Annotated in this window: 13 protein-coding genes and 1 pseudogene; 5 read left to right on the top strand and 9 right to left on the bottom strand. The window is 72.8% G+C overall.

Going from position 1 to position 13794, the window contains the following annotated elements; all coding sequences use genetic code 11:
• The 8 genes and pseudogenes from ABT381_RS21050 to ABT381_RS21015 all read right to left on the bottom strand — a co-directional run.
• Positions 1-332: pseudogene (locus ABT381_RS21050) on the bottom strand (hypothetical protein); the annotation flags it as partial.
• Complete coding sequence (locus ABT381_RS21045) at positions 325-1329, bottom strand: LURP-one-related family protein (RefSeq protein WP_351596371.1); 1005 nt, start codon at positions 1327-1329, stop codon at positions 325-327. The gene ABT381_RS21045 and the pseudogene ABT381_RS21050, both read right to left, overlap by 8 nt.
• Before the next feature lie 128 nt (positions 1330-1457).
• A complete protein-coding gene (locus ABT381_RS21040) occupies positions 1458-2135 on the bottom strand; it encodes a uracil-DNA glycosylase (protein WP_351596368.1) in 678 nt (225 codons plus the stop codon).
• Positions 2136-2271: 136 nt separating this feature from the next.
• On the bottom strand, positions 2272-3369 hold the full coding sequence (locus tag ABT381_RS21035) for a WD40/YVTN/BNR-like repeat-containing protein (RefSeq protein WP_351596365.1): 1098 nt from the start codon (positions 3367-3369) through the stop codon (positions 2272-2274).
• Positions 3370-3524: 155 nt separating this feature from the next.
• Positions 3525-4724: a bifunctional glutamate N-acetyltransferase/amino-acid acetyltransferase ArgJ gene (argJ, locus tag ABT381_RS21030; RefSeq protein ID WP_351596362.1), complete on the bottom strand. Its 1200-nt coding sequence runs from the start codon at positions 4722-4724 to the stop codon at positions 3525-3527.
• Positions 4725-4795: 71 nt separating this feature from the next.
• Positions 4796-6067, bottom strand: a complete 1272-nt coding sequence (gene rocD / locus ABT381_RS21025; protein ID WP_351596359.1) for an ornithine--oxo-acid transaminase — start codon at positions 6065-6067, stop codon at positions 4796-4798.
• Complete coding sequence (gene ddaH / locus ABT381_RS21020; protein WP_467754656.1) at positions 6064-6861, bottom strand: dimethylargininase; 798 nt, start codon at positions 6859-6861, stop codon at positions 6064-6066. Before ddaH ends, rocD begins: the two co-directional genes overlap by 4 nt.
• Before the next feature lie 276 nt (positions 6862-7137).
• A complete protein-coding gene (locus tag ABT381_RS21015; protein WP_351596356.1) occupies positions 7138-7683 on the bottom strand; it encodes an Lrp/AsnC family transcriptional regulator in 546 nt (181 codons plus the stop codon).
• Positions 7684-7942: 259 nt separating this feature from the next.
• Between ABT381_RS21015 and ABT381_RS21010 the strand changes: the two genes are divergently transcribed.
• The 4 genes from ABT381_RS21010 (at position 7943) to ABT381_RS20995 (ending at position 10927) form a co-directional block, all read left to right on the top strand.
• Positions 7943-8380 carry a hypothetical protein gene (locus tag ABT381_RS21010; protein WP_351596353.1) on the top strand — a complete coding sequence of 146 codons (438 nt, stop codon included), beginning with the start codon at positions 7943-7945 and terminating at the stop codon, positions 8378-8380.
• Positions 8377-9549 (top strand): glycosyltransferase family 4 protein, encoded by a 1173-nt coding sequence (locus tag ABT381_RS21005; RefSeq protein WP_351596350.1) that lies wholly within the window; start codon positions 8377-8379, stop codon positions 9547-9549. Before ABT381_RS21010 ends, ABT381_RS21005 begins: the two co-directional genes overlap by 4 nt.
• Positions 9550-9638: 89 nt before the next feature.
• Positions 9639-10025 (top strand): BlaI/MecI/CopY family transcriptional regulator, encoded by a 387-nt coding sequence (locus ABT381_RS21000; protein ID WP_351596347.1) that lies wholly within the window; start codon positions 9639-9641, stop codon positions 10023-10025.
• The gene (locus ABT381_RS20995; RefSeq protein WP_351596344.1) at positions 10022-10927 is read left to right on the top strand and encodes a M56 family metallopeptidase; all 906 of its coding nucleotides are present in this window, start codon (positions 10022-10024) and stop codon (positions 10925-10927) included. The genes ABT381_RS21000 and ABT381_RS20995 overlap by 4 nt, the downstream gene beginning before the upstream one ends.
• Positions 10928-10980: 53 nt before the next feature.
• Here the strand turns inward: ABT381_RS20995 and ABT381_RS20990 are convergent, their stop codons facing one another.
• Positions 10981-12282: a DUF418 domain-containing protein gene (locus ABT381_RS20990; protein ID WP_351596341.1), complete on the bottom strand. Its 1302-nt coding sequence runs from the start codon at positions 12280-12282 to the stop codon at positions 10981-10983.
• A 308-nt stretch (positions 12283-12590) separates the two neighbouring features.
• Between ABT381_RS20990 and ABT381_RS20985 the strand changes: the two genes are divergently transcribed.
• A complete protein-coding gene (locus ABT381_RS20985) occupies positions 12591-13790 on the top strand; it encodes a glycosyltransferase (protein WP_351596338.1) in 1200 nt (399 codons plus the stop codon).
• The last annotated feature ends 4 nt before the right edge of the window (positions 13791-13794 follow it).

Genomic DNA, 13794 nt, shown 5'->3' with positions numbered 1-13794 from the left:
CCGTCGCCGAGGGCGGCCATGCCGGCCGCGCCCACGCACACCGCCGCGCACCGGCCGCCCCCGCCCGCCTCGCGCAGCAGCGAGTCGGCCGCCGGCAGGAGCCGGCCGAGCAGGTCGTCCGCGTCGATGCCGTCCGGTCCCGTACGCACCGGCTCCCGGAAGACGACCGTACGCAGCCGCCGCACCGGGGCCGGAGCCCCTCCGGCCGCGGCCTCGTCCCCGTGGGCAGCGTCCCCGTATGCGCGGGCGACCGCGATCCGCAGGCCCGAGCCGCCCGAGTCGACCCCGAGTACTACCGGTGCGGGGCCCGGCGCCGGCGTGGTCTCACCCAAAGCCGCGGGCGTCCTGCTTGAGGGCGGTGTCGACGGTCAGCGCCGTGGCGACCACCAGGCTCAGCAGCGGGTCGGGCAGCTGCTGGTGGATCTGCAGGACGTAGTTGTCCGCCGTGGTGAACATCGTCTTGGCGAGGCCCTCCCACGTCTTGGTGATCCGGGCGATCTCCTGGTCGGCGTGGTCGACGATGGCGAAATTCCAGGCGCGCCAGTTCTCCGCCTTGATCGCGCCGATCTGCTGGCCGTTGACCACCAGCGCGAAGTTGATCTTCCCGATGGCGTTCTGCTGCACGATCTCGCCGACCGGCTGCCCGTCCGGGCGCTCCACCAGCACCTTGGACTTGATGAACTTGGCCGGCCGCGTCAGCACCAGCTGCGGCTGTCCGTACGCGTCACGGATTTCCAGCTTGTGGGTCATGTACTGGTCGAGGCTGGAGACCAGCCGCAGCACCTTCTTGGCCGTGCTCTGGCCGACCTGCACGACCGAGCCGATGGTGTTGCCGTTCTGGTCGAAGACGCTGTACTCGTTCGTCATCTCGATCAGCTTGGCCTTCTGGTTCACCACCAGAACCGGCTCGCTGAACAGCGAACCCGGCGCACCGCCGGCTTGCTGCGGGTAGCCGTACCCCTGGGGCTGGGCCTGGGCCTGCCCGTACGGCTGCTGGGGGGTGTGCTGGGGTGCGCCCTGCGCGTACGGCTGCGGCTGGGGCTGTGCCTGCGGCATCGGCTGCGCGCCGGGTGCCTGTCCCTGCTGTCCCTGCTGGTGCTGTGCCTGGTGCTGCGCCTGGCCGTGCGCCTGCTGCTGGTCGTACTGCTGTGCCTGGCCGTACTGCTGCGCCGGGGCCTGCGCCTGCTGCTGCGCCTGGCCCGGGGCCTGTCCCTGGCCGCCCGGGTGGGTGTGTTCGGTCCACCGGGCGCCGTCCCACCAGCGCAGTTGGTCAGGCGTGCCCTGCGGGTCGGCGTACCAGCCCGCCGGCACGTTCGAGTTCGTGGTCATGCGGGCACACTATCCCTCCAGCTCAGCCCGGCCGTCGGGCCACCACGTCAGCCCGGCCACCGGCCCGCGGCCCCGGCGCTGCCGCAAGGCCGAGGGACGGCCGCGCGGTCGAGCAAGCCGCCGCGAGGTCAGGGAAGCTGCCAGGACACCGGTTGTGCGCCCTGCTTGACCAGCAGGTCGTTGACCCGGCTGAACGGCCGCGAGCCGAAGAAACCCCGGTCGGCGGACATCGGCGAGGGGTGCGCCGACTCGACCGACGGCACCTGCCCGAGAAGCGGGCGCAAATTGCGCGCGTCCCGCCCCCACAGGACGGCCACCAGCGGCCGCTCGCGCGCGGCCAGCGCACGGATGGCCTGCTCGGTGACCTCTTCCCAGCCCTTGCCGCGGTGTGCGGCGGGCTTGCGCGGCGCCGTCGTCAGGGCGCGGTTGAGCAGCAGCACGCCCTGCCGGGTCCACGGCGTGAGGTCACCGTTGGCCGGCCGCCCCAGCCCCAGGTCGGAGTGCATCTCGCGGAAGATGTTCTCCAGGCTGCCCGGCAGCGGGCGCACCTCCGGCGCTACCGAGAAGCTGAGCCCGACGGCGTGTCCCGGCGTGGGGTAGGGGTCCTGCCCGACGATGAGCACCCGCACCTCGTCGAAGGGCTGTTGGAAGGCGCGCAGCACATTGCTGCCGGCCGGGAGGTACGTGCGTCCCGCGGCGATCTCCGCCCGCAGGAAGTCGCCCATCGCGGCGATCCGTCCGGCAACGGGCTCAAGTGCCTTCGCCCAGCCCGGTTCGACGATTTCATGGAGAGGTCGTGCAGCCACGGCGTCACCCTACTGGCCGCCCGGTGGTCCGTATCAACCCGTGCCCCCTTCCCCCGGTCACCTTCGCCCTCCTCCGGTCAGCTTCGGCCAGGACTGCGCCGGATCACGCCATCTCCACCGCCCACGCCTCCACCGCTCAGGCCATTACCGCCGCCCGTACGCACAGCACGTCCGGCAGGTGGGCGGCGAGCTGCTGCCAGCTGTCGCCGTCGTCCGCGCTGGCGAACACCTCGCCATTGCGATTGCCGAAGTACACGCCCGCCGGATCCGCGTCGTCCACGCACAGCGCGTCGCGCAGCACCGTGCCGTAGTGGTCCTCCCGCGGCAGCCCCGCACTCAGCGCCTCCCAGCTCGCGCCCGCGTCGGAGGTCCGGAACACCCGGCAGCGGTGCTCGGCCGGCACCCGGTCCATGTCAGCGGTGATCGGGAAGACATACGCCACGTCGCCGCGGTGCGGGTGCGCGGCGACCGCGAACCCGAAGTCCGACGGCAGCCCCGACCCGATGTCCGTCCACTTCGCGCCCGCGTCGTCGCTGCGGTAAACCCCCCAGTGGTTCTGCAGGTAGAGGCGGTCGCGGTTGACCGAATCCTGCGCGATCTTGTGGACGCACTGGCCGAATTCCGGGTCCGGATCGGGCAGGAACACCGCCTTCACGCCCGCGTTGGACGGCGACCAGCTCGCCCCGCCGTCCAGCGTGCGGAACACCCCGGCCGTGGACACGGCCACCGTCACCGCGTCGGCGGTGCGCGGGTCGGTGATCACCGTGTGCACCGCGAGCCCGCCGCCGCCCGGCACCCACTGGTCGTGCGAGGGGTGCTCCCACAGCGGCCGCACCAGCTCGAACGACTCGCCGCCGTCCTCGGACCGGAACAGCGCGCCCGGCTCCGTACCGGCATAGACGACATCGGGCGCCGCCGGGCCCGCGGGCTGCAGCTGCCACACCCGCTCCAGTGAACTCCCCGTGTACTCCGGGTACTTGACCGCCGGGCGGGCCGGCTCCACCCAACTCTCGCCGAGATCGTCCGAGTGGAAAACCGAAGGGCCCCAGTGTGCGCTGTCCGCGCCGGCCAGCAGCCGCGGTGTGGCGCGGCGGGTGTCGATACCGATCGAGTAGACCGCCTGGGCCGGGAAGTGGGGCTCGCCCAGCTCCCACGTGCCCCACCGTCGCCGGCCGATGAACAGGCCCTTCCGGGTCCCCACCGCGAGCAGGACATCAGCCGTGTGGGTCGTCATGTCAATGCACCTCCGAACGCCGTTGTTCCAGGTACGGGTCAGTCTGCACCCGACCACTGACAACGGCCCTCGGAAGCGTCGTCCGCCCAGGTCAGCCAGGGTGTGTCAGGCCGTGCCAGGCCGTGCCAGGCCGTGCCGGGCCGTGTCCGGTCGCGTCAGGTCGTGTAGTCCGCGTTGACGCGGATGTAGCCCTCGGTCAGGTCGCAGCCGTAGACCGTGGCGGCGGCCCCGCCGAGGCCCAGCCCGATCGAGATGTCGACCTCGTCCCGCCGCATGGTCTCGGCCAGCTTTTCGAGGGTGTCGGCCGCGGGTTCCTCCGGGTACACCTCGGTCTCGCCGAACCGTACGGTCACCTTCGCCGGCTCGATGTCCGTGTCCTCGGTGTTCTTGCCGATGGCCATGACGACCCGGCCCCAGTTCGGGTCGGCGCCGTGCACGGCCGTCTTGACCAGCGGAGAGTTCACTACGCTCTTGGCCACCCGCTTGGCCTGCGCGTAGTCGGCGGCCTGCGCCACCGTGACCCGCAGCAGCTTGCTCGCGCCCTCCCCGTCGCTCGCCAGCTGTTCCGTGAGATCCAGGCACACCTCGGCGAGCGCCGCCGAGAACGCCGCCGGGTCGACCGGCCCCGCCGCCCCGTTGGCGAGCGCGCTCACGGTGTCGGAGGTGGAGGTGTCGGTGTCCACGCTCAGGCAGTTGAACGTCTTCTCCACGGCGCCGCGCAGCGCGGTGTCCAGTGCGGCGGGGGAGAGCTCCGCGTCGGTGAACACGTACGCCAGCATCGTGGCCATATTCGGCTCCAGCATGCCGACGCCCTTGGCGACGCCCACGATGCGGGCCCGGCCGACGCTCCGGGTGCTGGTCTTCGGGCGGGTGTCCGTGGTCATCATCGCGCGCGCCACGTCGAGGGGGCCCGCCTCGAAGGCCGCCGGGCCGCGCTCCGCCGTCGCCTCCAGGTGCGCGCGGATGGTGTCCATCGGGAGCGGCCGTCCGATCACGCCGGTGGACCCGATGAGCACGGCGTCGGCCGGGACGCCGAGTATCGCGGCGACCCGGCCGACGACCTCGGCCGCGTTCTCCTCGCCCTGCCGTCCGGTGGCCACGTTGGCGTTCTGCGCCAGGGTGGTGACGGCGCGCAGGCGCCCGCCGGCGGCGTGCGCCCGGCTGAGTACCACCGCGGGGCCCGCGAAGCGGCTGCGGGTGAACATCGCGGCGCTGACCGACGGCCGGTCCGACGCCACGATCGAGATGTCGTCCCCGTGTGCCCGCAGGCCCCCGTTCCCGGTGTACGCCCGGAACCCGACGGGCCAGCTGAGCTCGCCCGCATCCGCAGCTGAATGTGAATCAGTATGTGTCATGCGGAATAGAGTTGCGGACAAGGTTGCAAAGTGTCCAGCTATTTTGTTGTGCAGGACTGCATGAGTATGCGCTACTCGCCCAGCACCCGCCCCAGCGCTTCGATCGCCGACGACAGTTCGTCCTCCGTGATGGTCAGCGGCGGGGCGAGCCGCACAGTGGAGCCGTGGGTGTCCTTGACCAGGACGCCTTCCCGCATGAGGCGCTCGCTGATCTCGCGCCCCGTGCCCAGCGCGGGGTCGACGTCGACGCCCGCCCACAGGCCGCGGGCCCGGAAGCCGGTGACGCCCTTGCCGGTCAGGCCGGCGAGGCCGGCGCGCAGTACCTCGCCCAGCTCGGCCGCCCGGCGCTGGTACTCGCCGGTGGCCAGCAGGTCGATGACGGCCGAACCGACCGCGGCGGCCAGCGGGTTGCCGCCGAACGTGGAGCCGTGCTCGCCCGGGTGCAGCACCTCCAGCACGTCCCGGCGGGCCACTACGGCGGAGACCGGGACGATGCCGCCGCCGAGCGCCTTGCCGAGCAGCAGCACGTCCGGGACGACGGATTCGTGCTCGACGGCCAGCGTGCGGCCCGTGCGCCCGAGCCCGGACTGGATCTCGTCGGCGATGAACAGGCAGCCGGCCCGCCGGGTCAGCTCGCGGACGCCGGTCAGGTAGCCGTCGTCCGGGATGAGGACGCCGGCCTCGCCCTGGATCGGCTCGATGAGCACGGCCGCCGTGGTCTCGTCCACGGCCGCTTCGAGGGCGGCGAGGTCGTTGTACGGGACGACGCGGAAGCCGGGCGTGTAGGGGCCGTAGCCGGCGCGCGCCACGGGGTCGGTGGAGAAGCTGACGAGCGTGGTCGTGCGGCCGTGGAAGTTGTCGGCGGCGACGACGATCGTGGCCTGGTCCGGAGCCACGCCCTTGACGTCGTACGCCCACTTGCGGGCGACCTTGATGCCGCTCTCCACGGCCTCGGCGCCCGTGTTCATCGGCAGGACCATGTCCATGCCGGTGAGCGCGGCCAGGCCCTCGGCGAAGCCGGCGAGCCGGTCGTTGTGGAAGGCGCGCGAGGTGAGGGTGACCTGGTCGAGCTGGCGGTGCGCGGCCTCGACGAGCGCCGGGTGGCGGTGGCCGAAGTTCAGCGCCGAGTAGCCGGCGAGCATGTCGAGGTACCGGCGGCCCTCGACGTCCTCGACCCAGACGCCCTCGGCGCGCGCCACGACCACCGGGAGCGGGTGGTAGTTGTGCGCGAGGACGGGCCCTTCCGCGCGGATCAGCTCCGCCGAGGAGCGGGCGTCCGATGCGGAGGGCTGCGGCACGGGGCCGGCCGCGGCGGAGGACGAGAGGCGGATGGGCGCGGTCATGAGCGGACCTCCTGGGTGCAGCATTTGATGCCGCCGCCGGCCTTGTGGAACTCCGACAGGTCGACGGGGACAGGAACGTAACCGTGACGGGCGAGTTGTTCAACGATCCCCTCAGCCTGCGGGGCGACGAAGACGTGACACCCGTCGGAGACGGAATTGAGGCCGAACGCCAGCGCGTCGTCCCGGGTGGCGAGCAGCGCGTCCGGGAACAGCCGCCGCAGCACCTCACGGCTGCCGGGCGAGAACGCCTCCGGGTAGTACGCGATGTTGGTGTCGTCGAGCGGGAAGAGGGCGGTGTCGAGGTGGTAGAAGTACGGGTCCACCAGCTGCAGGCCGATCGTCGGCACGCCGAGGAACTCCTGTACCTCTCGGTGCGCCTCCCGTGTCGTGCGGAAGCCCGTACCGGCCAGGACGTAGCCGCCGACCGGCACGAGGTCGCCCTCGCCCTCGCACACCGCCTCCGGCGCGTGCACGTCGAACCCGGCGGCCCGGAACCACCTCTCGTACGCGACGGACTCCGGGCGGCGCTGCGGCGCGTGGAAGCGCGCGCCGAACACGCGTCCTCCCACGACGAGCGCCGAGTTCGCCGCGAACACCATGTCCGGCAGCCCGGCCACCGGCGGCACGGTCTCCACCGTGTGGCCGTGGTCGCGGTACGCCTGGACCAGGGCCGCCCACTGGCGCTGGGCCAGCGCGGTGTCGACCGGCGCGGCGTCGCTCATCCAGGGATTGATGGCGTACCGCACATCGAAGTACCGCGGCTCGCAGAGCAGGAAGCGCCGCGGGCGCGGCACACGGGGCGGGCGCACGATCGTACGCAGCGCCGCATCGCTCACGGGCTCGCGCACGGGTGCCGGTACGGACACGGGTTCGGGCACGGCGGGGTCCTCCGATTCCGCGGACGGGCAGGGGGCGTCCCCCGAGTGACGCGGGGTCACTGAGAGGTGACGCAGGGGATGCCCTCAACGGTAGGAAGCCGTGGCTGTGCCGGACAAGGCCGGAACGCTGCGCACCGGCGCAGTGAACGTGCGTAGAAAAGGCAGTCGGCGCAGGGTTGCTGCGTCGTTGGATCAGATGAGGCCGGTGTTCCCCGCGGGGCGGGCGGAGTCCGCGGGGGAGTCGGGGCCGTAGCCCTGTACCGCGGACGAGCCGGCGCCGGCCTCCGGGCTGTCCGGGATGAGGTGCGAGAGGACCATGTAGCTGATCGTCTTGCGGATGAAGGACTCGGTGCGGATGCGTTCCAGCACCTCCTCGAAGTGCTCCACGTCGGTCGCGCGGACGTGCAGCAGCGCGTCGGCGCCGCCGGATACCGTCATGGCGGCGGTGATCTCCGGGTACTTGCGGACGACCTCGGCGATGCGGCGGGGCGGGGCCGCGCCGTCGCAGTACACCTCGATGTACGCCTCGGTGCGCCAGCCGAGCGCGGCGGGCCGGACCGTGGCGGTGAAGCCGGTGATCACGCCGGTCTCGCGCATCCGGTCCACCCGGCGCTTGACCGCGGTGGCCGACAGGCCGATGGCCGAGCCGATCTCGGCGAAGCTGGTCCTGGCGTTCTCGGTCAGGGCCGAGATGATCTTGCGGTCCAACTCGTCGAGCGGGCCGGATGCGTGGGGCATGGCGGGTGGTTCCTCCGTCGCTGGGCCGGGCCGTACGGCCGTTGGGGGTCCCTGCGGAGCGCACGGACCACGCGGATCGTATGCGCCGCTCGGGGCCCGCGCGCCGCACTCCGTCCCGCGTCACTCCCTCCCGCGCCCCAGCACCGCGTCACTCCGTCCCGCGCCCCGGCCCCGCGTTTCCCGTATCCCGTACTACATCCTGTAGGGTTTCGGATCGTGACCCTACAGGTTGTCGGATCAGCTGCAGGAGGAGCGCGTCATGCACGACCAGCCCGACCGCATCGCCCCCGCGCACGCCGAAGTGGCCGAGGTCTGGCCACGCGACGGCCGGATCCGAGTCCTCGGGCACGTCGTGGGCGCGGCCACGGGCGCGGGCACGCTGGTGGCCCGGGTGCGCGACGCGGCCGGTACGGAACTGCGCCTCGCGGCGGAGGAGCGGGACGGCCGCTTCGAGGTGTCCGTACCGCTGGACGCGCTCGCCTCCGCCACCCCGGAAGGCGACCGGGTCTGGGACCTGTACCTGGTGCCGGACGGCCGTGACGACGCGCTCCGGCTGGGGCGCCACCTGGACGACGTGCCCGGCAAGAAGAAGATCTTCACGTACCCGGCCCAGCGCGCCGGCGGCCTGCGGATCGAGCCGTACTACACCGTCCAGGACAACCTCTCGATCACCTGCCGACGGGAGGAATCCCGGTGAGGATCCGCTTCCTGCTGCTCAACGCCTATGCCGTCGGCGGCACCGTCCGCACCGTCGTCAACCAGGCGAACGCCCTCGCCGAGGCCGGGCACGACGTCGAGGTGGTGAGCGTCCACCGGCACCGCGCCGAGCCCCGCTTCGCGCTGCACCCGAAGGTGCGGCTGCGGGCCCTGGTCGACGGCACGCGTCCGCCGTCCCGCTGGACGCGCCCGCTGACGTACCGCCGGCAGCACCGCCCCAGCCGGCTCGTCCCCGAGTCCGAGGTCCGCTTCGACCGGTTCAGCCGCCTCACCGACCGGCGCATCGTGCGCTACCTGCGCTCGCTGCACGACGGCGTACTGATCACCACCCGGCCCGGCCTGAACCTCCTCTCCGCCCGCTTCACGCCCAAGTCCGTCGTCCGGGTCGGCCAGGAGCACCTGCACTACTCCCACCACAAGCCGGACCTCGCGCGGGAGATCGGGCGCTGGTACCGGCGGCTGGACGCGGTGACCGTACTGACCGCGGCCGACGAGGACGCCTACCTGCGGCGGCTCGGGGACAGCGGCGTCCGCGTCGAATGCATCCCCAACCCGCTCTCCGAGGAGGCCCCGGCGCGTGCAGGGCTCGACCGGCCGCTCGTCGTCTCCGCCGGCCGGCTCGTCAAGGGCAAGGGCTTCGCGACCCTCATCAAGGCGTTCGAGCCCATCGCCCGCGCGCACCCCGAATGGCAGCTGCGCATCTACGGCGCGGGTCCCGAACGCGACCGCCTGCGGACGCTGATCCACGACCGGCACCTCTACAACCACGTCTACCTGATGGGCACCACCCAGGAGTTCGACCGGGAACTGGCCAAGGCCGCCGTCTTCGCCCTCGCCTCCCGGCGCGAAGGGTTCGGCATGGTGCTGGCCGAGGCGATGAGCCACGGCGTCCCGCCGGTCAGCTTCGACTGCCCGCACGGCCCCCGCGAGATCATCACCGACGGCCAGGACGGCCTGCTCGTACCGCTGGGGGACACCCCGGGGCTGACCGCCGCGCTCACCCGCCTCGTCGAGGACGACGCCCTGCGCAAGAAGCTCGGCGGGCACGCCGCCGAGTCCGCCCGCCGCTACACCCCGGCCCGCGTCCGCGCCCGCTGGGAGGCGCTCCTCACGGTCCTCCTCGCGCAGAAGCCGCGGAGGGGCGCATGAGGCCGGGGGAGCCGACCGGTGTCCGTGCGGACATGAGGACGGGAGAACCGACCGGTGCCCGTGCGCCCTACGGGCTGTAGGGTGTTGCCATGGTAGGCAGAAACCCTCGTGGCAGAGGGGAGCGACGCAGCGCCGGCACGCTGGAGAGCGAGGTCCTGGCCGCCCTGTGGGCGACCGAGGCGCCGCTGACCCCGGCGGAGGTGCATGCCGAGATCGGCGGCGATCTCGCGTACAACACCATCCACACGATCCTCAAGCGGCTGCACGACAAGGCGCTGGTCGTACGGGATGCGGAAGGCCGGCGCGGCGCCTACCGGCCGGCCAAGAACGCCGCCGAGCTGACCGCCGAGGTCATGCACCAGGCCCTGGACAAGGGGCCCGACCCGATCGCGGCCCTGCAGCAGTTCGTCACCGGGCTCAGCGGTGAGGAGGAGGCCGCGCTGCGGCAGTTCCTGGCGGAGGACCGCGGCCGGTGAGGATCGACGTCTACGTCCCCCTCGTGCTCTCGCTCCTCCTGGCGACGGCCGGTCCGGCCCTGGCGCGCCGCCTCGTGCCCGCCACCGCGGCGCGCGTCCTCACCTGCGCCGCCGCGGTCACCGCCGCCGCCTCCACCTGGGCGCTGCTGCTCCTCGCCGCGACCCTCGTCGGCGACCCGCCGCCGGGCGGGGCCGCGCCCCGCCCGCACGGCCTGCACATCGCCGACCCCGTGCCCGAGGCCATCGCGCTCGCCGCGCTCGCCGGGCTGACCGCCGGCCTCGTCCGGCTGTACCGCACCCTCCGTACGCACCGCAGGACCCGGGAGGCGCTGCGGCGGATCGACGCGGCCCATGACGCGGACACCGAGCTGATCGTCGCCGCCTCGCCGGACCCGCGGGCGTTCGCCATCCCGGGGCGCCCGGGGCGGATCTTCGTCACCTCCGGGATGCTGGCGGGGCTCGACGCGGACGAACGTCAGGTCCTCCTCGCGCACGAACGCGGCCACCTGCGGCACCGGCACGCCCGCCTCCGCCTGCTCGTCGACGTCGCCGCAGCGCTGAACCCGCTGCTCGCCCCGGTGCGCGACGCCGTCGCCTTCCTCCTGGAGCGCTGGGCCGACGAACACGCCGCCGACCGCACCGGCGACCGCCGCGACGTGGCGCGTGCCCTCGCCCGCGCCGCGCTCCTCGCGCACCGGGGCGGCGGCACGGGCTGCGCGCTGCGCTTCTCCGGCCTCGCCATCAGCCGCCGCGTCGCGGCGCTCCAGGCCGCCCCGCCGAGTACCACCCGCGTCCTCGCCGTGGCCTTCGCCGGCCTCGCGGCCCTCCCGGCGCTCGGCGCGCTGGGCGCCGCCGACGCGACCGACGACTTCCTGACCCTGCTGCCGCATCTGCTCACCTGATCCTGCCGCCGGTGGGCTCCCGCTGCCCTGGGTCCGCTGCCTGGACAAGGCGCTTACTTGATGAAGCGCGCCGGCCGGGTGATCAGGTACAGCAGGTACTCCAGTGGTCCGCGCCGGAACAGCCGCTTCCATACGAAGGCCAGCACCAGCACGCCCACGGTGAAGCCGAGCAGCACCACCGGGTCGGTGGAGTCGGGCATGTCGTCCGTGTCCAGCGCCCAGATGGCCACGATGTGCAGCGCATAGGCGGACAGGGACATCGCACCGACGGCGATGACCGGCGTGGCCACCCGCCGGAAGCGCGGCAGCCGGTCCAGGGCGATCGTGCACCCGGCCAGTACGAGCAGGGCGACGCCGGTGTTGCCCAGGATCGACGGGGTCGTCTGACTGTGCGGCGCGGCCACCAGCAGCCACTCCCGGAAGAGGTGGGTGGGGTCGCCGACGGTGTCGGACCACCAGGCCGACCCCGGCGAGTCGCCGTCCGAACCGGCGGCGACGGCGGCGTACGCGTTCGGGACCAGGTGCAGGGCCAGCCACGAGCCCCCGTAACCGAGGACCGCGAGCGCGGCACCGGTACAGGCGAGCCGGATGCGGACCACCGAATCGGCGAGGTCGAGCCGGGCCACCGCCATGCCCGCGATCAGGAACGGGACCCAGGTGAGCACCGGATACGCGCCGGTGAACAGCAGATCGATGACGCCGTCCGTGTCACCGAGCCCGGACAGCGGGTCGTGGGCGATCACCATGTCGCCCCAACTGCCTTGATCCAGCGAGACCTTGACCAGGAAGAGGTCCTGGGGGAGTACCAGCGCGGTCCCCGCGGCGATGAAGGCGAGCGCCCCCGCCTTGAGTCGGTACAGGGGGAGAACCACGACGAACGCCAGCGCGTAGTAGGCGAGGATCACGTCGATCGAGGTGTCCAGCGCGGTCAGTGCCGTCCCCAGCGCCAGCAGGACGACGGCGCGGATCAGCACCCGCGTGACCGCCTGCCGGCCCGCGCGCCCGGTACGGGGCTCGGGGCGGCCGGTGATGAGCACGATCGAGAAACCGGCGAGCAGCGCGAAGAGGGCGGACGAGCGGCCGCGCGCGAACTCCATGAGAAAGCCCACGGGGCCGCCGTCCGACGGATCGGGGCCCACGTGGGCGGCGAACATGCCCAGTACCGCGAGGCCGCGGGCGAGGTCGACGCCGATCAGCCGGGGAGTGCTGGCACGTGCGGTCGGCGGTGACAGTTGGTCGGGTGCGGTGTGGTCGGGTGTGGTGGCGGGCCGGTCGCCCGGTGACACTTTCCGTGACGGGGACCAGGTGCGCGTCGGCAGGGGCACGTTGCGTGCCTTGGGTAAATTCTGCGACATACGCCCAAGATGCCTGTCTTACCCGCAACGGAACACGGTTCGCGGGAATTTGGTGACGCATCCGTCACTGCGGCGGTATCGTGCTGCGCCCTCCGGTGCCCAAGTGCACTCGTGGGGCCGCATGACGCTCCGTGAGCGCGCCCGGCGCGCACGTGCCCCGCACGCCGTGCGGTCCCTCCCTCCACTCCCGCCCCGCCCGGATGGCGCGGAAACCGGACGGATACGCTGTTTCAACAGTCGTTGATTTTCCTGAGTCCCAGCTGCGCGCCCCCAGTGCCGGCCGCGCGGCGCCGAGGGAGCGAAGCACCATGCGCATCCTGTTCACCGCCCAGGCGAGCTACTCGCACCTCGCACCGCTGGTGCTGCCGGCGGCCGAGAGCGCCCGGCAGGCGGGCCACGAGGTGGCCGTCGCCACCGGGAACGCCGTCGCGGAGCACATCGAGAAGCGCGGGCTGACCGCGCTGCGGCTGCCGAACGTCGAGGGGCTGGGGGACGTACTGCAGCGCGGCGACATCCGTCCGCCCGCGGTCATGCGCCAATTCGGCTCCGTCACCATCGAGTTGGACCCGCAGTTCTTCGCATCCGCCTTCGTCGGGCAGCTGGCAGGGCCCTCGGCGCGCGACATCGTCGACGTGGCACAGGACTGGCGCCCCGACCTGATCCTGCACGAATCCACCGAGTTCGGCGGCTACTTGGCGGGCGAACGGCTCGGCATCCCGCACGGCGCGCTGGACATCGCGCCGCTCGCGCCCTACGCCCACCCCGCCGTCACCGAGCAGCTCAACAAGCACCGCGCCGACCTGGGCCTCGACCCGATCGACGACCCCTGGCACGTCTTCCGTGCCTTCCGGGCCGGCGTCGTACCGGAGGAGTTCTACCCCGAGGCGAGCCGCCTGCCGAACGCCCACTACTACCGGCTGCCAGCCCCCGCCGGCGAAGCGCCCCTCGACCCCGAGATCGCCGGGCTCCCCGCCGACCGCCCGCTCGTCCTCGCCACACTGGGCTCCAACGCGACCCAGTTCCCCGGCGGCGGAGTCCTTCCCCTGCTCGACACCATCATCGAGACGCTCGGGGACCTTCCGGTCACCGGCGTCGTCGCGCTCGGCGCGGGCACCGACCCCCGGGAGTGGACGGGCGCCCGCGCCGACAACGTCCACCTCACCTCGTTCGTCCAGCAGGAACTGCTCCTGCGGTCCAGCGACGCGTTCCTCACGCACGCCGGCTTCAACGGGACCCGGGAGGCGCTGGCGGCAGGCGTCCCCATGGTCGCCGTACCGCTCTTCGCCGAGCAGTCGTACAACGCCGCCCGGCTGCGGGAGATCGGCGCGGGCCGCCGGATCGACGTCCAGGACGTCACGCGCGAGTCGCTGACCGCGGCCGTACGCGCCGTACTGGAGGACCGCTCCTACCGCTCCCGCGCCCAGTCCCTCCAACGCCGCTCCCACGCGCTCCCGGACCTCTCCCGCCTCGCGGCGGACGCGGCGGCGGCCACGGGTGCGGCCGCTTGACCCC

The sequence above is a fragment of the Streptomyces sp. NPDC000151 genome, from assembly GCF_040301705.1.
GTDB lineage: Bacteria > Actinomycetota > Actinomycetes > Streptomycetales > Streptomycetaceae > Streptomyces.
Note: the sequence above shows the minus strand (reverse complement) of the source record. Positions and strands in the feature narration are given on the sequence as shown.